The following is a 21480-nucleotide window of genomic DNA, read 5'->3' as shown; positions in this document are numbered from 1 at the left end:
TCGGTCAGGCTTCGCGGCCCTCGGCGTCTTGGGTCCCGAGGGCCGCTATCTCGATCAGGCCTTGGCGAACCACCAGGGGGAAGTCCTTGGTCGCCTGGTCGAGATTATCCTTGGTGACGTTGAAATTCAGGATCTTGATCCACGGCACGTCTTTCAGGCCGTTGTTGACCGTGGCGGAAGCTTCGATCGGCTTGCCATTCCCGATAGCAAACGCCGCCTTGGCTGCCTCGACGCCCATCTGGTCGAAGGCCGTGAAGTTGGACAGCGCCATCAGACCCTGTTTGATAAGTTCCTGCGCACGTGGCTCCGCATCGACGCCGGTAACGAAGACCTTGCCGCCGAGCCCCTGCGCCTGCAGGGCCTGGATGGCTCCGTAAGCGGTGCCGTCATTGCCGCAAAGAACAGCGACCACGTCGTTGTTGTTCTTCGTCAAAGCGTTCTCAACCTGGGCACGCGCGCTGTCGGTTGACCAGTTCTTGTTGAATTGATCGGACACCAGCTTGATGTCCCCCTTATCCAGAAACGGCTTCAGCACGTTGAGAAAACCCTGACGTGTCTCTTTGGCAACGCTGGTCGATTCCTCGCCGGCGGCGATCACATAGTTGCCCTTCGGATGGGCCGCGACTGCAGCCTGAGCAATCTTCTCGCCCATCTCCACCGCGTCGCGACCGAGGAAGCAGACGACGTCGCCCTTGTTGATCAGGAAGTTGTAGTTGATCACTGGCACGTTCGCCTGCTTGGCCTTGCGGATCAGCGCATTGGCCGCATTCGCGTTGACTGGCGTAAGGACGAGAACGTCGATCCCTTGCGTGAGCATATTCTCAACCTGGCTCGCCTGCAGCGATTCCGACGCGTTAGAGGCTTGGGCAAGGACTTCGATACCCAGTTCGGCAGCCTGCTTTTCGAAGAATGCCTGGTCGGCGTTCTTCCAGCGAAGCTGATCGTAATTCGGCATGATCAAGCCGACCTTCAGTTTCTTGTCTTGCGCATGAACGGCCTTGAAGTTCACCAGCGCTGCCAGCAAACCTGCCCCGGCGATGCCGAGCGTATGCCGGCGTGTGATGCCCGACTTCTTCACTTTGTCTGTCATGTTTCTCTCTCCCAGTTTCTGTCGCACTCCATCGGCGACAATTCGATAGACAGTATGTGGTCGAAGACTGCTTCAATCAGTCTCCAAATCTTCCGCCGCGTCCGCGCATATCTGCATAGACTGCAAAAAGGAGGACGAGACCGACCGTGATGGACTGGTAGGCCGACGGCAGGTTCATGAGGCTCATTCCGTTGGACAGGCTTTCCATCAGGATTGCGCCGATGACGGCACCAGCCACGGTTCCCCTGCCACCCATGAGGCTGGTTCCGCCGATCACGGCGGCGGCGATGACGTTAAGTTCGAGCCCCTGCATTGCGCCTGGCGGCGCGCTGTCGAGACGGGCAACCAATACAAGCCCGGCCAAACCGTAGAGCAGCCCCATGAACGCGAACACCATGGAGACATGTGCACGAATATTGATCCCGGCGAGCAAGGCCGCCTGGCGATTGCCGCCGATGGCGTAGAGCCGACGGCCGAAAGCGGTGTAACGCAGCAGCCAGCCGGTCAGGGCGACAACCGCCAGAACGAAAACCACTGGCAGAGGCAAACCCCTGTAGCTGACGGCCACGACCATGACACCACATGCAAAGATGCCCACAGACACCGCCGGTATACCGACGACGGAAAAAAATGACGACTTGATGCCGGCTTGCTTCCGAGCCCTCCACTCCCGCAACTGCAGCAGTGCAAAGGCGAGCCAGAAGGCCATCAAGACGACAATGCTCAGCGTTGCCGACAAGGACGTGTCCGAGATCACCAGGATATCCGGGCTCGGCGATATCGTCTCGGCATTGGTGATGACAAGCGATAGACCGCGTATGGCCAGCAGACTGCCCAGGGTCACGATAAAGGAAGGCACTTTCATCCACGCGATCCAAAAAGCGTGCCAAAGACCGATCACCAAGCCGAAGCCCAAGGTGACCACGATGGTCTGCCAAAGCGGAAGCTCGAACTGTGCCCCAGCCATTGCGGCGATCACGGCGGCGGCAGCAACGGTCGCGCCCAGCGAAAGGTCGATGAAGCCCGGGATCATTATCAAGACGGCGCCGGATGTCAGCAGCGCGGTGATGGCGACCTGGCCACTCAGATTGGTAAGATTGCGGGCACTGAGAAAGAGCCCGCCGGTGAGATACTGCATCACCATCCAGACCACCATCAGAACGATGATCAGCGGCAGCAGCCGAAGCTCGCCATGTGACATCATTTCTGGCAGATTCCGGAATGTCCCTCCCTTGTTCGTTGTCGTTTGTGCCGTCACTGTCGTCCTCGCGCTCATGTTCATTGCCTGGATCCACATGCAGCTGCTGTCATCACGTCCTCCTCCGTTGCCTCGCCCCGGGACCATTCCCGCACGATTTTCCCTTCGAGCATGGCCAGCACACGGTCGGACATGCCCAGTACCTCCGGCAAATCAGTGGAAACGATGATGATTGCCTTAGCCGCCGCCGCGAGGTCGTTGATAAGCGCGTAGAAATCGAGGCGTGCATTGATGTCCACGCCTCTCGTCGGCTCTTCGAGGATGAAAACCTCCGGTGCGGTGAGCAGCCATTTCGCAGCTACAACCTTCTGCTGATTTCCGCCCGAAAGTTGCGAAATCGACTGCTCCACAGATCCGCACTTGACCTTGAGGCTCGTCACATATTGCTGCACGCTCTTAAGTTCGGCATAGCGGTCAAGAAAACCGAAATGCGTGAGACGACCGAGTGCGGCCAGAGTCATATTGCTCGTGATTGAGTGAGCTTCTATCAGACCGTCGCGCTTTCGCTCGGCGGGAACGTAGGCAATGCCGCTGCGAATGGCGTCGCGCGGGCTTACAACGGTGACGGCCCGACCGCCGACTTCCATCCTACCCCGCACCTTTGCCTCGTGGGCTCCGAAAAGCGAGCGCGTCAGGTCGAAGGCTCCCGAGCCGAGCAGGCCGAATATCCCCAGGACCTCGCCTGCCCGGACATCGAGATTGAGATTTTCAACGAGATTGGCACGCCCCGGCCCGCGATTTGGAATGGTCCATCCCCGCAGGGATAGTTTGGGCTTGCCAGCTACGACAGCGACCTTGGGGTACATCTCCGTGAGGTCTCGCCCAACCATGGCCTGAACGACTCGACGCGGTGTGTCGGACTGCCCCAAAAGGCGGAACTGATCAACGACTGCGCCGTCGCGCATGACCGTCACCGCGTTTGCGATGCGCTCGAACTCATGGAGCCGGTGAGAGATGTAGATGGTAGTCACACCGTGCTTGTGCAGATTGGAAATCTGCTCGAACATCAGTTCGGTCTCACGCTCGGTCAGGTTCGATGTCGGCTCATCGAGGATCAGCAGTTTTACGCCCTGCGTCATCGCGCGGGCGATGCTGACGAGTTGCTGCTGGTGCGTGCTCAGGTCGCCCATGCGCAATAACGGAGACAGATCGAGCTTGAAGACTGCCAGCCAGCGGACCGCGTCAGCCCACAGCATCCTTGTATCCACCATGCCCCAACGGCGAGGTTCCCGGTTGAGGAACAGGTATTCACCAACCCGCAGTTCCGGCACCACATTGAGTTCCTGTGGAACCAGAAACACGCCGTGCCTTTCAGCATCGCGAATGCTGTCAAATCGACAGCGTTCGCCTTCAATCTCGATATGTCCGTCGTAGCCGCCGATCACGCCCGACAAAATCTTCATGAGCGTAGACTTGCCAGCACCGTTTTCGCCCGCGATCGCGTGAACATCGCCGCGGTTAAACGAAATGGAAACACCTTTGAGCGCGTGCACGACGCCGTATTTTTTATCGATGCTGGAGACTCTGGCGGCGAAATTTTCGCCGTTCAAATCATCAGGCCGCAAACCTGTTGCACTTATCTCAGCACTCATGTCGCGGCTCCTCCTCCAACGAATGATGTACATTTGTTTGGGCATGGCCGCGAAATCGGCGTTGCCGTTTTGTCAGGCTTTTCTCAGGCGAGTACGACTAGCCGGTCGGTGGCGACCGCAGTGCCATCAACGGCGCTTGGGCAACCTCTCACGATGTCGTCTTTCGGTCTAAGCTTACCAGGCTGCGCCACATCCAGATGTGCCAGTGTAGCGACCTCTTTTATTGTCTCAGACTTTAAGCCGGACCGAACGACTTCCTGCCCCGTCCGCAAAATCTCCCTATAAAATCATAGTGAAATTCCACTGACATGTCAATGAAATGTCATAAGGCTCTGACTTAAGCCCCCGCTTCTTGCTTCTCCTGATTAGGATCCCAGACCTGAAGATCGTTCTCTCAAACCCGCTGGCTAGCAGCGCGTTGACTGGTGCGATGACGTGGGTTCAGGAGGGGAACCGGGCACCCCCTTCCTTCCTCAGGAGGCCCGTTACGCCACACCCGCGGCCAGCGGATCGTGCACAGTAAGCCCGCCGGAGCGCTTGAGAACCCAAGACGCGACGATTGGTGCCAGGATGGCGGTAACCAGAACTGCTGTCGCAGTTTGCGCGGTGGCGGATTCGACAAACGGCAGGAAGCGGGGGTCGGCCACGGCCACAGCCATAGGGACGGCGACAGCGTTACCAGCCGTGGTCCCTGCCGCGAAGCCAATGCCGCTCTTCGAACCACGGCGTAACAAAAACCGATAGCCGAGGTAATTGAGCCCACCTGTAAAAACGACGACCGCAACGCCTAGGAACAGGCCCTGAACGCCACCCGTCAGCACTGTGCCCAGGCTGATGCCGGTTCCAACGGCAAAGGACATAAACGGGATCGTGATGCTCGGCACGCTATCGAGCACACGGGTCCACTCGCGATCGACAGCGCCGACGATCAGGCCCAGAGCGAAAGGAACGATTGCTGCAACGAGAGCCATGAACGGGATCTGACCAAGGCCGGAAGCGCCCAAAAAGATCAAGGCGAGGAACGGACCATCATCGAAGGCGCTGGCGACATAGGCGCCTGTGTCTCGCTCATCGCCATACTCGCCCGCAAAAGCCAACCATAGCGCGCCATTGCTATTGCCCATGATAGCGAGGAGCGCAAGTATCGAGATTCCCCAGAAGCCTTCGAGCCCGAATATAAGGCCCAAAATAACCGCAATCGCTGCAGGTATGAGGGTCTTGCACAGCAGCACCACGCCGGTGGTGGCAGCGGCTGCCTTGCCGCTATGGCTGCCGGTGATCTGCGCGCCGGTTGCAAAAATCAGCAGGCCGATCAGAGCCAGCGCACCGTCCTTGAACAAGGCTTGGGTGAAGCCGCCAATTCGCAGCGCGTCTGGTGCAAATGTGTTGATAAGGACCCCAAGTATAAGCGGGATCAACATCATGCCGGCAGGCACTTTTTGCATCGTCTTGAAGAACGGAACTGACGAAGGACTTTCTCTGAATTGCATTTCCATGAGGCACACCCCTTTTGCGCGCCCTACCTCCCAGGTATTGCACGTCGCTTTAGGTTGAATGTTGAATTCATGCGTATTCGTCGTTGACGATGTGCCGGAAACCGCGGGCTCCTCTCCCGAAATGGCGGCACATCACCCAAATGCTCGTTCCAAAGCTGCCCGTAGTTTCTCCTGAGGCGATCCGCGCCTAAGTTGGCAGCGCCCCGGCGGCGAGAAAGCCACCGTCTACGGGAATAACCGCACCATTAATGTAGCTCGCGCCGTCGGACGCTAGAAACGATACGGTCGACGCAATCTCGCTCGGCTTGCCGTAACGCTTGGCCGGAATGGCTGCCGTGTATGTCGCCCTGAACTCGGCAGAGTGGAGAACCTCGGTCAGCGGTGTGTCCACGGGACCGGGCGCAACGGCATTGCTGGTGATGCCGTAAGTCGCAAGTTCGGCAGCCATCTGCCTGGTCAGGCCGATAACAGCCGCCTTTGACACGCCGTATGCGGTCCGGCCATGACCCACGGCACGTTCGCCCGCCACAGATGCAATATTGATGATCCTGCCCCAACCGAATCGCTGCATAAGCCGCGCGGCATGCTGACTACACAGCAGTGACCCAGTTACGTTGATGTTGAGCGTTGCAGCCCAGTTGTCATAAGGAAAGTCGATAAATGGAAATGTCTTGGCGATGCCGGCATTATTGACGAGAACATCGCAGCGACCATGTTCTGCCTCAACAGCTTTGAACGCCTCCGCGATCGAAGCTGGACTGCCGACATCCATCACGACTGACTGCGCGTTAAGCCTAGCGGCTCTCAGTTCGTCCGAAGCTTTTTCCGCGGCTTCCTTGTTGATGTCGGCAATGATAATCGCAAAGCCATCCAAGGCGAGTTGATTCGCAATCGCGAACCCGATGCCCATTGCGGAACCGGTGACGAGTGCAACTCTTGTTTCATTCTGTTCTGGCATGCCATTCCTCCCTAACTCCGAAATTTACCGGCAATACACCGGCACACGCTCCGTCCTTACGGATCTGAGCGAGGCAAAACTTTCACTGTCCGTCTCTTGCCGCCGCGAAATAGCCGACAGATCCCACCTGTCCGCCCTTCATCGCGATCTCGATTCCGTCTCTGGACGGGTCTGCAGAATGAGCTCGGCATAGGGGACCGCCTGGAGCAAGCTTCGCCACACTGGTTAAGGCGTCGATCTTGAGCCTCAACGCAGCATGGCTAGACGTGTCTCCTCCCGACAGAACCACGCGGTTTAATCCTGCTTCCTCGATCAGCCTGTCGAGTATCTGTCCAAGGCTGCTTCCAATGAGATCGTTGGCGGCCTCCGCGGTCGTCCGGTCATGGTAGAATTTTGCTTTGAACTGCTTGACGGCGGGGTCTTCGGGACCCTTCGCTGTAAACACGAGGGGGTCGCGACCCTCGGACAGAGCGGCCTTGGATTTATGCACGGCAAGATCAATTTCGGCATTCCACGCATCCTGGTCTGACACCCGACTTAGATCGAGACGGATTGCCTCGAAACCATGAGACGTCGCGTGCTCGATCTGCGCGGCAGTCATGGGCGAAACCGAACCAGACACGACAGCAATTCTGTTGACCGCCTGCACCGTGGTTTCCACCGGAAGTTCATCCAAGAGACCCTCCGAACGCCAATAAGCCGCCAGCGCCGCTTCCACACCTTGTGAGCCAAGAACAAACTTCTGCGCCCTGCCCATGGTCCAGATGGCCTGTCCTGCGGCACGCAACGTCTCCTGATCGAGCAGATCGATCGAGTAAATTTGCGACTTATCTGGGGAGTTCAGGCGGATGATCTCTGCCGGATCGCCCGCCTTCAGCTGGAGAAAATCTATATTCGATATAGGCAGACTGGTCTGTGACGCCAGGTGTCGGGCGAGGTCCGATTCTTGCATTGGTGTCGAGGGATGGGTGGCCATTGTTGGATGACGATCCAGCCGATAATACTGGCCATTGGCTTGAGCGAAGAGATGGCCGAAAACCTGAATCCGTCCCATGCCGAGATCGCCGACCAACATCGGGATTGGACCCGGGAACAGCTCCGCACCCAGCTCAGCCGCTTTCCCTATGGAGCCAATCTGAGGCGAGGAATCGAAGGTCGAACAAACCTTGTAGTGCACGATGGGAGAGCCCGTTTTTTCCAAACGTTCGAAGATCGCGGGTAATTGGGCTTCCATCCAGGCCGGGCTCTTGGAGCGCGCTATCCCGGCGATACCGATGCATCTGTAATCGGAAAATTCTGCCAAACGTTCCGCCGATGGAACATCGAGAAAAAGGACCGTCTTGATGCCTTGCCAGGCAAATGCTTCCATCGCAGCAGACGATCCCGTGAAATCGTCGCCGTAGAAGGAAACCAAAGGGCCGGGAGGCAGAGGCGATACGGCGCTGGTCATGCGCGCGGTCCCATGGCTTGCCTCAAGACATCGCTATGTCCTGCAGCCGATTCGAGGCTTTCTCCCGAGATTGCTGCCTGGTAGGCATCCCGTAGAGCTTGAACGCCTGCTGCGGGGCCGTTCGGATGAGCGACGATACCACCGCCGGCTGTGACGATCAGATCGTCCGACTGCAAGCCCGCATACGTGGCGTGAGCCTGGCGCACGGTCTGCCCGCTCGAAAACACCGGCATGACCAGGCAGGGCTTGTCTGCCGACATCGGAGTCAGGCATTCACGCGCCGACCGGATGACGGAGTCATTGTCTTCGGAAAACTTGTTGTCGACACCGTTGACGTGCATGTGGTCCACGCCGGCCAGCCGCCAAATCTTCTGCCATGCAACATAAGACCAGCCCAGTGAATGATGACGCGTCAGGTAACCCCAGCCGTTTCTATGGGCATGGATCGGCAGCTCACTGAACGATCTGAGACCTAAAAAACCCGCCATACCGACCGAGTTCAGGCTCACCATCAGGCATGTTGCACCAGCTGAGACGAGCTTGTCATGACGTCGGCGCATCTCATCCATGTCGCCGGTCAAGTTGAACGCGTACATGGTCTTCTTGCCCGTGCGGTCTGCGGCCTGGTTGATAACCTTCATCACGTGATCGACGCGGTCTTCAAACGGGCAGACTGAGGAATCGCTTTGCAGCTCGTCATCCTTGATGAAATCGATACCGCCAGCGACAAGATCTTGGACCAGAGAAGCGGTTTGCTCAGCTGTCAGGCCGACACTCGGCTTGATAATCGTTCCGATCATCGGTCCGGTCTGAACGCCGGTTAGTTCACGAGTGCCTTTGATCCCGAAGGCAGGACCTTTGTATTTCTGGAAATACGGTGGCGGAAACCGAATGTCGACAATCCTGAGGCCAGTCACACAGGCAAGTTCAAAAAGATTGCCGGCGACTGTGGCCAGAAGGTTGGGAAGGGATGTTCCAACCGTTGCAATAGGCCAGGACAGCGTCATCCTCACCTGGTGCAAAGGCATTGCGGCGTCAGTGGGATATCGACCATCGAGAGCTGGAACTGCATTGTACGTTGCGATGGTCTCGAGGGATTCAACTTTTGCGGCCGACAACGCCTTTAATTCGGGCGTTTCGCCGGGAACCGCGACGAACGTACCGCTCGACTGTTCGCCGGCAATTATTTCCGCAGCTTGTTCCGGTGGCATGTATGTCTCAAGGATATAGTCAGCCTCGAGGCGCATTGCATTGGTCACGATATCTCCTCCTCGATCGAAAGCGTACCGGACCCTCCTCCGTACGCCGATGATCGTTCTGACGATGATACACACGCAGCCCCCTAAAAATAGGCACAATGCAAGCCGCCTGGTGTGAGTTTGAATCACATCATTACACAAAAATGGACCGGTGAGTTGCTTTTCCACGCTAGCCGATCCCTGTGCCGGTGGCGTATTCCCGTGTAAAACGTCGAGCGGTCTGCAATTCACACCATCATTGATGTGCATCAAGCTGACATCGTCTTGGGATCCTGCTTAGTGCAGTATGTAAGGAGGCTATCAATGTCCTATGCAAATCTTCCCTTGCATGCTCTTCGCGCGTTGGAAGCGACGATACGGCTGGGAAGTATGACGAAAGCCGCACAAGAACTCGATGTGAGCCATGGCGCCATAAGCCGTCACGTTCGCGAGTTGGAACGCCTGTACGCGACGACGTTAGTCCGGCGCCTTTCGAAATCATCCGAGCCCACGCCGGCGGGGGCCGAGATGGCGCAGACACTCAGCGAAGGGTTCCGGTCCCTTAAGTTGGCGGTAGCGCGTCTTTCGGCTGGCCCTTTGACCTTGTCGTGCTCGGCAACGATCATGCAGTACTGGCTGATTCCGAGATTGCCCGAATTCCGCGGACTCAACCCGGATGTCCATTTCCGTCTCAACGTGAACTACGGAGAAGTAGATTTTGCAGGGGACGGCATCAGCGTCGCGATCCGAAACACTATGTATGCCCCCCCGACGATGTCGTAATCCACGATATGATCGGAGAGGAAATAGGGCCGGTTTGTAGCCCAGAATATCTCCTGCGGAATCCCATGAAATCCACTTCGGATTTAAAATCCTCAAGAATTCTGGGCACTGCGACGCGGAAAGGAGCGTGGGAAGAATGGTTTCTAGCCGTTGGAGATAAAATTCCGGAAATCCAGATTGCGGAGGAATATGAGCATTTTTATCTCATGCTTCAAGCGGCTACCTTCGGCGCGGGTGTTGCCATGGCGCCTCACTATCTGGTTCAGCGCGAGGTTAACGCAGGACATCTTGTCGCTCCGTTCGGGTTCGCTCCCGGGCCGCACAGATTGCAGTTATGGATTGCTCATCACCTCAGGCAAAATCCCGGCGTTAAAACCCTTGCCGGATGGATTGAAGCGAAAATGGTAGAGGCTGTTTAATCATCTATTGAGTACCAGTTTTTGTTGCATGCACTAAGGAAAATTCGCCGCCTTGAACCGATACGAACCAGCGACCCGACTATCCTCAGCATAGAAAAAAGCCTATCCCGTTGGCAAAGTATCTGGCCATTCCTGCGCACCGTGGAGAACGCGAAGAATTCGGACCGCTGTTTCATTAAATGAATACGCCGCGACGTAGGGCGTGCCGTTGATCACCAGTTCTCGGGTGCCAGCGATTCTGCCAACACGGCCGCTCGCTGGAAAATCTATCAACCGACGGACGGCAGCAGCGATCCGTTCGTCGACCAGAATGGCGGCGGCCGGATTTTCTGCTTCTATGTATGTGAAGATGGCGTCGCGATCCGATAACGCGAACGCAGACCAGGTGAGCTTCACGATTTGCGCGCGCCCGCGTTAAGGCGAGCGGCCGCTCTACGTTCAGCAAAATGGGTCTCGACTTCATCGTCCGAAACGTCCGGTCGCGTATCGTTCAGCGCTTCAAGTACCTTGGCGCGAAACCAAGCGTCATGGGCCTCGCTGCCTGAAAGAAGCTCCAGCGGCAGCGCACCCTCGTTGGCTGTCCGGGTGAGCAAGATACGAACCGCGTCCGATACCGTAAGCCCCATATTTCCAAGCACTGCGGAGGCACGATCCCGAATCTCGGCGTCAATACGAGTTTGTACCAGTGCATTTGCAGCCATTGCGATCTCCGACTTTCAGATGAGATGTTAATGCAAATGAATGACAAATGCCATAGCGCTGTTGAGCTGCCTTTGCCGGTTCTCGTTTCCTGTAGTTGCTCCTGAATGTGTCCGAACCGCCGAACGTCATCTCAATCATGTGGCATATCGGGTATTTATGGAACTAAAGCCGTACCCGATACAATTCACACGTCGTCGCAGCAAGCGCAGACAGCGAATTTGTCGGCACGGGCAAGTCCTTTAAATTCAATCTTGACGACCAGAGATTTTGCTTCGACTTCAAATCCTTAACACAAATGGTCTTCACGTCACCTGACGGCAAAACACCACAATTCACGCAGCCGGTGTGCCGTTCGCGGAAACGCGGACGAGCTTGTCCGGATTGCGGATAAGATAGATGCCGGCGATCCGTCCTCCGGAATCAAGATCAACGGCCATAAAGCTGTCGAGACCGGCTTCGGAACCAATCAGCACCCCCGCGCCGCCATTCGCTTGTACCGGCGTGAAATGCCAGCCGCCGGCGCGCGGCTTGCGCGCGATGTGCATGAGGAAGGCCGCCACCTCAGGCGGGCCTGAGAGCATCCGCAGCGCCGCGACCACCTTGCCGCCGCCGTCGGAGACCAGCTCTATGTCCTCGGTCAGCATGGCCGCGAGCCCGTCGATAGTTTCCGTTTCGACGGCTTGACCGATTGCGATCAGCAGCCGCTCGATGTCGGTCTGGCTCGCTAAAAAACGTGGCGGCCTCTCCTTTACCGCCTGCCGGGCGCGCGAGGCGAGCTTGCGGACCGCCGCCGGCGAGCGACCGAGTGTGGCGGCGACCGTCTCGAAATCCATGCCGAACAGGTCGTGCAAGAAAAAGGCGGCGCGCTCGAGCGGCGAAAGCGTCTCAAGTGTCCGCATGACAGCGAAGGATATGTCGAGCTCCCTGTCGCCGGGGCTTTCTTCGATCTCGACGATCGGCTCGGGGAGCCAAGGGCCGATATAGGTCTCGCGCCGCGCTTTCAGATGCCTCAGCCGGTCGAGCGAAGCATTCGTGACGACGCGCGCAAGCCACGCATCGCGATCCCGTACATCGTCGCTGGCCAGCAACTTGATGGCGGCGTCCTGGACGATGTCCTCCGCATCGCTGACGGAGCCGAGATAGCGATAGGCAAGCCGCACCAGTCGCCGGCGCAGCGCCGGCGGCATCGCTTTATCCCTGTCATGGTCCATCATCATGCAGTTTCCCGGAACTCGGCGGGCAATATCTCGCAGCTCAAGGCCGCGCCGACGCCGCGCTTCAATGTCGGGTACAATTGTCCGGCCGTCACCGCCGAGGCAAGGCCATAAAGCCCCTTTTCCCCAAACCGCTCCCTTGCGGTTTCGATAAGAGCGGGAAGCTCGCCCGTATTCGTGATGACCGCCATGGCGTAGTCGGCCGCAAGCCGCATGTCGGCATCAGCCGGGCCCCGCCTAGCGATGGCCGCCAGGGCATCCGGTCGGACACCCGCCTCTTCCGCCATGCGGATGATCAGCATCGCGCAGGAACCGCAATCCATGGCGCGGGCGGCAATGAATTTTGCCGCATAGTAGGGCGCGGCCGGCAGGCCGAAACGCTCCTGGGTGAAGGGCGTGAGAAGGGCGAGCTTGAGGAAGCCGCGCTCGCTGAGCGCCACCATCGCTTCCAAATAGCCGATATCGTAATCATAACGCGCGCCGAAATTACGGGCCGCGTTGACAAGCAGTTGCCTAAACATGGCACCGCCTCCGTGCGAAAATCATGAGCGGCAACAGCGCCGGGACCACGATCAATGCGAGATCGCGCGCGATATGGCCGAGTTCGGGGCCATGCATGGCGATCTCGGCGAGATGCAGCAGCGCATGGCCGACCAGGAAAACGCTCGCCAACGTGACCAGCAACCGGGCACTCAGCGGGTATATGGCCGCCAGCCAAAGGGCAAATCCGGCACTGAGGAAACCGAGGCCGGCGTCACGAACGAAATGAGCGTTGAACGGTCCGGTCTCGTCGACACCGGGTACGGCACCGTACCAGAATGGTGGGGTGAGCAGCATCAACAGGCCGTTGAGGAGCTGTAAGGCGGAGAGGGCACAGAGCAATGATCGCATAAAAATCTCCTTTCGCTGACAAGGACGAAAGGAGGTGCCGTTTGTGACACGTCTTATGGCGATTTCGAAACTTTGTCTGCCTGCTGCCCCCTTGCCTTGCACTCTCCGAATGCTATGCCAATCCCATTACGATTGCTGAAGCCGCCATGAACGCCATGAGCTCGACCCCCGTCCGAAAAATCATCCATGTCGATCAAGATGCCTTTTATGCGACGGAAGAGCAGCGCGATAATCCGGACTTGCGCGGCAAGCCCGTTGCCGTCAGCGGATCGGCTGCCCACAGCGTGGTGGCAGCGGCAAGCTACGAGGCGCGTGCCTATGGTGTCCACTCGGCGATGCCGTCGGTGACCGCCAAGCACAAATGTCCGAATCTGATCTTCGTGCCGCTCCGTTTCGATGTCTATAAGGCGGTGTCGCAGCAGATCCGCGCGATCTTCGCGGAATACACACCGCTGATCGAGCCGCTGTCGCTTGATGAGGCCTATCTCGATTTCACGCATGATCTCAAGGGAATGGAGATCGCTACCGAGATCGCGCGGGAGATCCGCGCCAGGATGAAGCAAGTCACCGGCCTCAACGCCTCGGCTGGGATTTGCTACAACAAATTCCTTGCCAAGATGGCGAGCGACCTGAACAAGCCCACGGCCAGGCCGTGATTACGCCGAAGAACGGGCCTGCCTTCGTCGAGGCCCTCCCCGTCAAGAGATTCCATGGGGTCGGCCCCGCGACGGCGGAAAAGATGCATCGACACGGGATCGACGCCGGCGCCGACCTCAAGGAGAGGACCCTTCCCTTCCTGCAGCAGCATTTTGGAAAATCGGGACCATGGTTCTATTGGATCGCTCGCGGAATCAATGAGCGTCAGGTGAAACCTGATCGCATTCGCAAATCGATTGGCGCCGAGGATACCTTCGGCGAAGACCTCCATACTTTGATGCCGCCCGCGCCGGCCCGCGGCCTTTCGTCGACAAGGTCTGGCGGTATTGCGAAGCCAATGGCATTCGCGGCAAGACCGTGACGCTCAAAGTGAAGAGGGCCGATTTCACCCAGATCACCAGGAGCAAGACTACGGTTGCGCCGGTGGCGAATGCATTGGAGATCGCCGAGATCATCGATCTGCTGCTGTCTCCGATTTTCCGGTCTCCAAGGGAATTCGATTGCACGGCGTAACGCTGTCCTCCCTCGATGCTGCAGACTATGACGCTGGCCCCCTCTCGGATTGGGATCTGGCGAAGCAAAAGGGTATGGTTGGCGTAGTCTTGAAGCGCGGCGATCACGTCCCTCAACTGCCCTCTTGGTTCGTCGATCCGGTTGACCAAGAGGATGCAAGGCGTCCCCGAGGCTTCGACTATCCGCAGATAGGGCGCGGCGAGCACAGCCTCCTCGGGTGCCGATCCATGTGACCCTCTGACGCTATGCGGGCATCACCGCCTGTCATAAATCTGTCATAAACCGAAATTCGGCCCTATCTCCTCAAGCAGATAATGGTTACGACACGGCTGCACGATGACGGCCATCCAACATCGACTTTTTAGGCGCACGAAAATCGCGAGGTACACATGCTGGGTTGGTTTCGAAGGTTGATGCCGCGCGAAGATCGGTTTTTCGATCTCTTCGAACAGCATTCCAAGACGATCGTCGGAGCCGCACAAGCGCTGGACCGGCTACTGTCGGGGATAGAGATCGAGAAGCAATGCGAAACGATCGTGCGATTGGAAGACCAGGCCGACAATATCACCCGCGAGGTCATGCAGGCCGTGCGGCGAAGCTTCATCACACCCTTCGATCGCGGAGACATCAAGGATCTCATCCAGTCCATGGATGACGCGATCGACATGATGCACAAAACGGTGAAGACCATCCGCCTCTTCGAGCAGACCAGCTTTGATCCCGGAACGCAGGAGATGGGCAAGACAGTCGTAGAGGCGGCCAACCTTATTGCCGAGGCAATCCCATTGCTCGATCGTATGAATGCCAATGCGTCACGACTCTCGGCCATTGCCGAGCAGGTCACGCGCGTGGAAGGACGATCCGACGAACTGCACGAGCAGGGTCTCAAGGATCTGTTTCGCCGGCACGGCGCGAGCAACCCGATGGCTTATATCATCGGCAGCGAGATCTACGGCGAGTTGGAAAAGGTGGTCGACCGTTTCGAGGACGTTGCCAACGAGATCAGCGGCATCGTGATCGAGAATGTCTGATGGATGCCACCCTCGCTCTTCCGCTCCTCGTCGGCCTTATCTGCGTCGCGCTAGTATTCGATTTCTTGAACGGCCTGCATGATGCGGCCAATTCGATCGCGACGATTGTCTCGACCCGGGTCCTGAGGCCGCAATATGCAGTCTTCTGGGCGGCCTTCTTCAATTTCATCGCGTTCCTGTTCTTCGGGCTCCATGTGGCCGAGACGCTCGGGACCGGCATCATCGATCCGGCGATCGTCACCCCGCAAGTCATATTCGCGGCTCTCATCGGCGCCATCGTCTGGAATGTCCTGACCTGGATATTCGGCATTCCCTCCAGTTCCTCCCATGCGTTAGTCGGAGGGCTGGTGGGAGCGGGTCTCGCCAAGTCAGGACTGACCTCGATCGTTTGGAGCGGCCTGCTGAAGACTGCATCGGCGATCTTCATGTCGCCAATGATCGGTTTCCTTCTGGCACTGTTCCTCATCCTGGCGGTGACATGGTTATTCATCCGACAGACGCCCTTTGCCGTCGATCGATCGTTTCGCTTCCTGCAATTCGTGTCTGCGTCCCTCTATTCGCTCGGCCACGGGGGCAACGACGCACAGAAGACCATGGGCATCATCGCCGCACTGCTCTATTCGCAGGGCTATCTCGGGGGCAGCTTTCACGTGCCGCTCTGGGTGGTGCTTTCATGCCAGGCGGCAATGGCCCTCGGCACGCTCTTCGGTGGCTGGCGCATCGTTCATACGATGGGCTCGAAGATCACCAAGCTGAACCCGATGCAAGGCTTCTGTGCCGAAACGGGTGGCGCTTTGACACTCTTCGGCGCCACATGGCTCGGCATACCTGTTTCGACCACCCACACCATAACCGGAGCCATCATCGGCGTCGGCGCCGCAAAGCGCGCCTCCGCAGTCCGGTGGGGGTTGGCGGGCAACATCGTGGTCGCGTGGGTCATCACCCTGCCGGCGGCGGCGGTGATATCAGCACTTTCGTTTTGGCTGGTCACGGTATTGAACCACGTCCTTTTTCTGTGATGTCGTTCAGGGCCGGTCCGGCAGCAGCATCGCTGCCGACAGCCTAATTTGCGGGGATAAGGACGGGGCATGTCGGGCCTAGTGAACAGTCGCGCTCGCATTGATTGCCTGCGACGCACGTGTGCAGGTTGATCTTCGTTGCGTTGACGTTTTCCTTCAGTTCGCGTCGCACAAAAGCGTAATGTAAATTGGGTTTTCCTGTTTCCTGCGGCTCTGATGAAACCCTATACCACGCAGCAGAATGCTGCTCGAGGAAGCATTGCCAAAAGCGAAAAGACATCTTTCCAAACTCGCGAAGGCAGGCACCGGGTTGTTTGGTGAACGGTGGCTCGAGCAATATGCGGCGATCTGCTACCGGCAGGATCCTGAACAAGGATACCAGGCGCTCCTCATCACCTCGCGGGGAACTGGGCGGTGGGTGATCCCCAAGGGCGGTCCGATGAAAGGGAAGAGCCCGCGACAGGTCGCGGCGCGAGAGGCGTTCGAGGAGGCCGGCGTCAACGGCAAGATCAGCAAGAAAGCCATCGGGCGCTACAGCTATTTGAAGCGATTGGATGATGGACAAAGCGTTCCCTGCCTCGTGGAAGTGTTCACGCTGGAAATCGGGTCGATCGCGGAGACGTTCAAGGAGCAAGATCAACGCCAGATGTCGTGGGTGCGCCTGGTCGATGCCGCCCGATTGGTTGAGGAACCGGAACTGCGTGGCTTGTTCACGAAGCTCGAAAATGCGCTGAGGGCCAAATCGGAAAAGGTTCAAAAGAGTGACAGATCACCCCCCTGATTGCCACCCAAGACTGGCTGGCGTCCTCTTCTGGTGAGATGTCCGCGAGATGCGGAAGCAAGGCCGGATAGACTGCAGCGGGGGGCTGCCGAGATTGCCGGCCTCTGTCGGAGCGCAGCCGCTCTCTCGCCGTGAGCTTTTGAATGGTACCGGTGGTGGCGAAGTACCTGGGGAAGGTCGGGGAGGCATTCGGAGAGGGACATGCGGCAGGCGGTCAAACACGGCTTTAGAGCCGGAATGCCGCTCATCACCCTCCCCATTTTTGACCTATGCCCTTCACGGAAGTTGATGGATGGCCAATAGCTCCTCGTAAACCGAAACGTTGCTCGCCAGAACGGGATGCCCCTTGTGCAGATCCTCCCCCTCGGTCGGAAACGGCAGGTAGGCGCCACCAGCTTCTTTCACCAGGCAATAACCGGCCATGCAGTCCCAGGCCCGCATATGCGGCTCGTAGTAGCCGACCAGGCGGCCAGCAGCCACATAGGCCAGCATCAGCGCTCCCGAGCCGTTGCGAATGAAGTTGCCGCCAGCGGCGAGCAGTGCCGTTATGATGGAGCCGACACGCTCTGGTGACACATAGCTGTTGCAGCCGATGCCCGTCATCGCGTTCTGTATCGTGCGGGACGGATCGAGCCCGAGCATCGTCCCGTTGAGGCTTGCGCCGCGGCCCTGAGCGGCAGCATACAGCTCATCGACGCAGGGCACCTTGATCACCCCGATCACAGGGATGCCGCCATGCAGGACAGCGATCGAAACGCACCAGGTCGGCATGCCGTTGACGAAGGGCGAGGTTCCGTCGATCGGATCGACGACCCAGGTAAAGCCCGAACTTCCCTCCTGATGGCCGAACTCCTCTCCGAGGAAGCCGTCCTCGGGAATTGCCGCGGCAACCCGCTCACGCAAGAAGGTCTCGACGTTGCGGTCCGCAATCGACACGACATCCTGGAGGTCGCGCTTCGTCTCGATCACGAGGCTCTCGCGCTTGTTGAAATAATCGAGCGCAAGCGCGCCGGCTTCCTCGGCAAGGGATTTTGCCAAACTGAAGCGCCGCTCGAGATCCGTGTCACGCACAGTCATACTTCTATCCTTTTATTTGCATTCCAATAGTTCAGGCAGCGATCAGTGCAATGCCGCGGTTTTCGAATCCGAGTGTGACATCGCTGGCTGGCGGAAGGTTTCTTTCGACGGCATGGTCGATGATGAAGAGCGTTCCGACATCGGTTTCGATCTCATATTCGACATGCCCTCCGAGATAGGCGCTATGGAGAACCCGCCCCGCCAGACCCTGCTGACCGGGTGCCGCGATCGCGATCGAACCGGGCCTGACGGCAAGTTTCGCCATGCCGGGTTTTGCGCCGCGCCCCGGCAGCCGGTGGTGCACCCCCGCCACGCGGATGAGCGCCTCCGTACCTTCGATGCCGATCACCTCGCAAGGGATGACATTGGCTTCTCCCATGAAGTCGGCGATGAAGGACGATGCCGGCGCTTCGTAAAGCTCGCGCGGCGTGCCGGATTGGGCGATCTCGCCATCCTTCATGACGATGATGCGGTCGGACACGGCCAGAGCCTCATCCTGATCGTGCGTGACATAAACGGCCGTGAAGCCGAGCCGTTGCTGCAGCGCGCGGATATCCGTGCGCACCTTGCGGCGCAGGCGCGCATCGAGGTTGGAGAGCGGTTCGTCGAGCAGCAGCACCTGCGGCTCCAGCACCAGCGCGCGGGCGACAGCGACGCGCTGCTGCTGACCGCCGGAGAGTTCGGCCGGAAGGCGATGGCCCATGCCGGCAAGGCCGACGAGCGCCAGCCCCTCCTCTGCTTTCTCGCGCGCCTCCTTGCGGCTGAGACCGGAGGATTCCAGGCCATAGGCAACATTGTCGCCCGCATTCATATGCGGAAACAGCGCATAGGACTGGAAGACCATCGAGACATCGCGCTCATTGGCCGGCAGCATGGTGACGTCCTTGCCGCCAATGACGATCTTTCCAGCCGAGGGATGTTCGAGGCCGGCGAGCATGCGCAGCGTCGTCGTCTTGCCGCAGCCGGAGGGGCCAAGCAGGGTGACGAGCGTGCCGGGCTCGATGGTGAGCGAGAGGTCCGGGATGGCCGTGAAGGCGCCAAAGGTCTTGCGCACGTTTTGGAAGACGACGGAACCGGCTTTCTGGTTGATCATGCGATTTTCTCCTGACGAGAGGTGGCGAGGCCGGCGACGCGGTTTTCGCGGCGCAGACGCCGCTCGCCGACGATGAGCTGGAGGCCGGCGATGACGGTGAGCATCACGACGATCAGCATGGAGGAATAGGCGATCGCCACGCCGTATTCGCCATTCTCGACGAGGCCGACGATGTAGGAGGTCGCCATGTTGTATTCGGCGCTGACGAGGAAGATGACGGCGCTGATGGAAGTGATGGCGCGCACGAAGGAATAGACGAGCGCGGCGGTGATGGCGGGGCGCAAGAGCGGCAGAATGACCTTACGGATCGTGCGGAAGCTGTTGGCCCGGAGCGTCAGCGAGGCCTCGTCCAGGCTCTTGTCGAGCTGGCTCATCGCCGCAATGCCGCCGCGCACGCCGACCGGCATGTTGCGGAAAACGAAGCAGGCGATCAGGATCAGCGCCGAGCCGGTCATTTCGAGCGGCGGCAGGTTGAAGGCCATGATATAGCTGACGCCGATGACCGTGCCGGGAATGGCAAAGCTCATCATCAGGGCGAATTCGAAGGCATTCTTGCCGGAAAATTTCTGGCGCACGATGATGTAGGCGGTGAGCAGACCGACGGCGGCGGTCAGGGGGGCGGAGATCAGTGCGATCTCCATCGTTGTCCAGAACGAGTTCCAGGCGACGCCCGTCCAGGCAATCCCGTTTTCGAAGCTGATCGAAAAGGCCTTGGCGTAGTGGTCGAGCGTCAGCGAATTATCCAGCCCCCAGGTCTTCACGAAGCCGCCGATCAGGATCATGCCGTAGATAACGAGCGTGAAGACGATCCACGGGATGACCAGCGCGTGAACGCCGATCGCCAGCCCGCGCGGCAGGGCGATATGCGATCCGCTGTCGCCCTTGCCGGTGACGGTGGCAAAGTTCTTGCCCGACAGCCAGACGCGCTGGGCAAGGAAGGCCGAAAGCGTGAAGGCGAGCAGAACCATGGCGAGCACGGCGGCGCGTGAGGGGTCGTTCTGCGAACCGACGACGGCAAAGAAGATTTCCGTCGAGAGCACGCCATGGCTGCCGCCGAGCACCAGCGGATTGCCGAAATCGGCCATGCTTTCGATGAAGCCGATGAGGAAGGCGTTGGCGAGACCGGGCTTCATCAGCGGCAGCGACACCCGCCAGAACGTGCGCCAGCGGCCGGCGCGCAGCGTCGTGGACGCCTCCTCCATCGACGGGCTGACGCCCTCGACGACGCCGATCAGCACGAGGAAGGAGATCGGCGTGAAGGATAGAACCTGCGCGATCCAGATGCCCGTGAGGCCGTAAAGCCAGCGGCCGGGCTCGATGCCGAACAGGCTTGACAGGCCTTGAGTAACGACGCCGGCGCGGCCGAAGAGCAATGTAAGCGCCAGACCGATGACGAACGGCGGCGTGATGATCGGCAGGATCGTGAGCATTCGCAGCCCCTTCTTGAAGGGAAAGCGCGTGCGGGTGGCGACGAGCGCGAAGGCAAGGCCGAGCAGGGTCGAGCCGAGGCCGGTCATGATGGCGAGCCACAGCGTGCGCCAGGCGACACCGCAGCGACCGGCGCCGATCACGCAGTTGAGGCTCCAGATGCTCGGATCCTGAATATTGCGGATGAAGTTGGCCGCATTGAACGAACCGTCGAAATCCTGCACCGAACCGACGAACATGCTGCCGATCGGGTAGAAGACGAAGACCGCGACAAGGAAGACGAGCAGCGCAATCGCGCTGACCACGAAGGCATCTCCCTTCATGACGCCGCGCTCGGCAAGGCCGAAGGCGAAGAGCAGCACGAAGGTGATGGCGGAGAGCACCGCGCCCGCCCCCATGGAGGGCTGGCCATTCGAAAGCGGGCCGAAGAGAGTGTCGCTCACCGTCCAGGTCCAGCCGGAAAAGCCGATGGCAAGGCCCTGAATCGAGAGGAAGAGGACGCCGATCGCGCCGGTCGAGGCCAGCACGGCGCTGCGGCGCATCGGATCCGCCATGCCGCGGGCGGCGAGCGCTAGGAGGAGCAGCACGAGCGCACCGGAAAGCCACGGCCGGCCATGCGCGAATATCTGCACGAGACCCGGGGCAGCCTCCGAGGAAAAGGGGAAACCGGCCAGCCAACCGAATCCGAAGAAGCCGTTCTCGATCCGATACCAGGGCAATAGGGTCAATGCGACCGCGCCCAGGATCAGGACCATGTCCAGCCTGCGATTGCCATGTTTCATGGCTGACC

Annotated in this window: 20 protein-coding genes and 2 pseudogenes; 6 read left to right on the top strand and 16 right to left on the bottom strand. The window is 59.0% G+C overall.

From position 1 onward, the window contains the following. Positions 1-4: 4 nt before the first annotated feature. The 7 genes from NE852_RS26390 to NE852_RS26360 form a co-directional block, all read right to left on the bottom strand. Positions 5-1090, bottom strand: coding sequence for a substrate-binding domain-containing protein (locus NE852_RS26390; RefSeq protein WP_258156936.1), 1086 nt, complete (start codon positions 1088-1090; stop codon positions 5-7). A 76-nt stretch (positions 1091-1166) separates the two neighbouring features. Further along, a complete protein-coding gene (locus NE852_RS26385; protein ID WP_258156935.1) occupies positions 1167-2348 on the bottom strand; it encodes a sugar ABC transporter permease in 1182 nt (393 codons plus the stop codon). A 20-nt stretch (positions 2349-2368) separates the two neighbouring features. Then, complete coding sequence (locus tag NE852_RS26380; protein WP_258156934.1) at positions 2369-3940, bottom strand: sugar ABC transporter ATP-binding protein; 1572 nt, start codon at positions 3938-3940, stop codon at positions 2369-2371. 485 nt (positions 3941-4425) lie between these two features. Beyond that, positions 4426-5436 carry a 2-keto-3-deoxygluconate permease gene (locus tag NE852_RS26375; RefSeq protein ID WP_374992014.1) on the bottom strand — a complete coding sequence of 337 codons (1011 nt, stop codon included), beginning with the start codon at positions 5434-5436 and terminating at the stop codon, positions 4426-4428. Positions 5437-5623: 187 nt separating this feature from the next. Then, on the bottom strand, positions 5624-6394 hold the full coding sequence (locus tag NE852_RS26370; protein ID WP_008530383.1) for an SDR family NAD(P)-dependent oxidoreductase: 771 nt from the start codon (positions 6392-6394) through the stop codon (positions 5624-5626). A gap of 82 nt (positions 6395-6476) precedes the next feature. Then, complete coding sequence (locus NE852_RS26365; RefSeq protein ID WP_008530378.1) at positions 6477-7844, bottom strand: four-carbon acid sugar kinase family protein; 1368 nt, start codon at positions 7842-7844, stop codon at positions 6477-6479. Then, positions 7841-9091 carry a ribulose-bisphosphate carboxylase large subunit family protein gene (locus NE852_RS26360; RefSeq protein ID WP_008530376.1) on the bottom strand — a complete coding sequence of 417 codons (1251 nt, stop codon included), beginning with the start codon at positions 9089-9091 and terminating at the stop codon, positions 7841-7843. Before NE852_RS26360 ends, NE852_RS26365 begins: the two co-directional genes overlap by 4 nt. A 315-nt stretch (positions 9092-9406) precedes the next feature. Between NE852_RS26360 and NE852_RS26355 the strand changes: the two genes are divergently transcribed. Continuing rightward, positions 9407-9865 carry a LysR family transcriptional regulator gene (locus NE852_RS26355; protein WP_258156933.1) on the top strand — a complete coding sequence of 153 codons (459 nt, stop codon included), beginning with the start codon at positions 9407-9409 and terminating at the stop codon, positions 9863-9865. An 8-nt stretch (positions 9866-9873) separates the two neighbouring features. Beyond that, on the top strand, positions 9874-10284 hold the full coding sequence (locus NE852_RS26350; RefSeq protein WP_258156932.1) for a LysR substrate-binding domain-containing protein: 411 nt from the start codon (positions 9874-9876) through the stop codon (positions 10282-10284). A gap of 102 nt (positions 10285-10386) precedes the next feature. On the opposite strand, the gene NE852_RS26345 is transcribed toward NE852_RS26350, so the two are convergent. The 5 genes from NE852_RS26345 to NE852_RS26325 all read right to left on the bottom strand — a co-directional run bounded on the left by NE852_RS26345 (position 10387) and on the right by NE852_RS26325 (position 13091). Then, on the bottom strand, positions 10387-10680 hold the full coding sequence (locus tag NE852_RS26345) for a type II toxin-antitoxin system RelE/ParE family toxin (protein WP_258156931.1): 294 nt from the start codon (positions 10678-10680) through the stop codon (positions 10387-10389). After that, a complete protein-coding gene (locus NE852_RS26340; RefSeq protein WP_008537324.1) occupies positions 10677-10985 on the bottom strand; it encodes a type II toxin-antitoxin system RelB/DinJ family antitoxin in 309 nt (102 codons plus the stop codon). Before NE852_RS26340 ends, NE852_RS26345 begins: the two co-directional genes overlap by 4 nt. A 333-nt stretch (positions 10986-11318) precedes the next feature. After that, positions 11319-12203 (bottom strand): RNA polymerase sigma factor SigJ, encoded by an 885-nt coding sequence (gene sigJ, locus NE852_RS26335; RefSeq protein WP_258156930.1) that lies wholly within the window; start codon positions 12201-12203, stop codon positions 11319-11321. Next, positions 12200-12721 (bottom strand): hypothetical protein, encoded by a 522-nt coding sequence (locus NE852_RS26330; RefSeq protein WP_008530370.1) that lies wholly within the window; start codon positions 12719-12721, stop codon positions 12200-12202. The genes sigJ and NE852_RS26330 overlap by 4 nt, the downstream gene beginning before the upstream one ends. Then, on the bottom strand, positions 12714-13091 hold the full coding sequence (locus NE852_RS26325; RefSeq protein ID WP_008530369.1) for a hypothetical protein: 378 nt from the start codon (positions 13089-13091) through the stop codon (positions 12714-12716). Before NE852_RS26325 ends, NE852_RS26330 begins: the two co-directional genes overlap by 8 nt. Positions 13092-13237: 146 nt before the next feature. Here NE852_RS26325 and dinB point away from each other — a divergent pair. Beyond that, positions 13238-14299, top strand: a pseudogene (gene dinB, locus NE852_RS26320) (DNA polymerase IV); the annotation flags it as partial. On the opposite strand, the pseudogene NE852_RS26315 reads toward dinB, so the two are convergent. Then, a pseudogene (locus tag NE852_RS26315) lies at positions 14288-14485 on the bottom strand (elongation factor G); the annotation flags it as partial. The pseudogenes dinB and NE852_RS26315 sit on opposite strands and share 12 nt — an antisense overlap. 165 nt (positions 14486-14650) lie before the next feature. On the opposite strand from NE852_RS26315, the gene NE852_RS26310 reads away from it, so the two are divergent. The 3 genes from NE852_RS26310 to NE852_RS26300 all read left to right on the top strand — a co-directional run bounded on the left by NE852_RS26310 (position 14651) and on the right by NE852_RS26300 (position 17092). Beyond that, complete coding sequence (locus NE852_RS26310; RefSeq protein WP_008530367.1) at positions 14651-15292, top strand: DUF47 domain-containing protein; 642 nt, start codon at positions 14651-14653, stop codon at positions 15290-15292. After that, complete coding sequence (locus tag NE852_RS26305) at positions 15292-16311, top strand: inorganic phosphate transporter (protein WP_008530365.1); 1020 nt, start codon at positions 15292-15294, stop codon at positions 16309-16311. Before NE852_RS26310 ends, NE852_RS26305 begins: the two co-directional genes overlap by 1 nt. Positions 16312-16552: 241 nt before the next feature. Then, on the top strand, positions 16553-17092 hold the full coding sequence (locus tag NE852_RS26300; RefSeq protein WP_008530363.1) for an NUDIX hydrolase: 540 nt from the start codon (positions 16553-16555) through the stop codon (positions 17090-17092). 276 nt (positions 17093-17368) lie between these two features. Here the strand turns inward: NE852_RS26300 and NE852_RS26295 are convergent, their stop codons facing one another. The 3 genes from NE852_RS26295 to NE852_RS26285 are packed head-to-tail and all read right to left on the bottom strand — an operon-like array spanning position 17369 to position 21472. Further along, on the bottom strand, positions 17369-18169 hold the full coding sequence (locus tag NE852_RS26295; protein WP_008530362.1) for an inositol monophosphatase family protein: 801 nt from the start codon (positions 18167-18169) through the stop codon (positions 17369-17371). A 31-nt stretch (positions 18170-18200) separates the two neighbouring features. Then, on the bottom strand, positions 18201-19262 hold the full coding sequence (locus NE852_RS26290; RefSeq protein WP_008530361.1) for an ABC transporter ATP-binding protein: 1062 nt from the start codon (positions 19260-19262) through the stop codon (positions 18201-18203). Further along, complete coding sequence (locus tag NE852_RS26285; protein ID WP_008530360.1) at positions 19259-21472, bottom strand: iron ABC transporter permease; 2214 nt, start codon at positions 21470-21472, stop codon at positions 19259-19261. The genes NE852_RS26290 and NE852_RS26285 overlap by 4 nt, the downstream gene beginning before the upstream one ends. Positions 21473-21480: the final 8 nt, after the last annotated feature.

Origin of the sequence: Rhizobium sp. Pop5 (genome assembly GCF_024721175.1) — a bacterium.
Taxonomy (GTDB): domain Bacteria; phylum Pseudomonadota; class Alphaproteobacteria; order Rhizobiales; family Rhizobiaceae; genus Rhizobium.
This window is presented reverse-complemented; position numbering and strand designations above follow the sequence as displayed.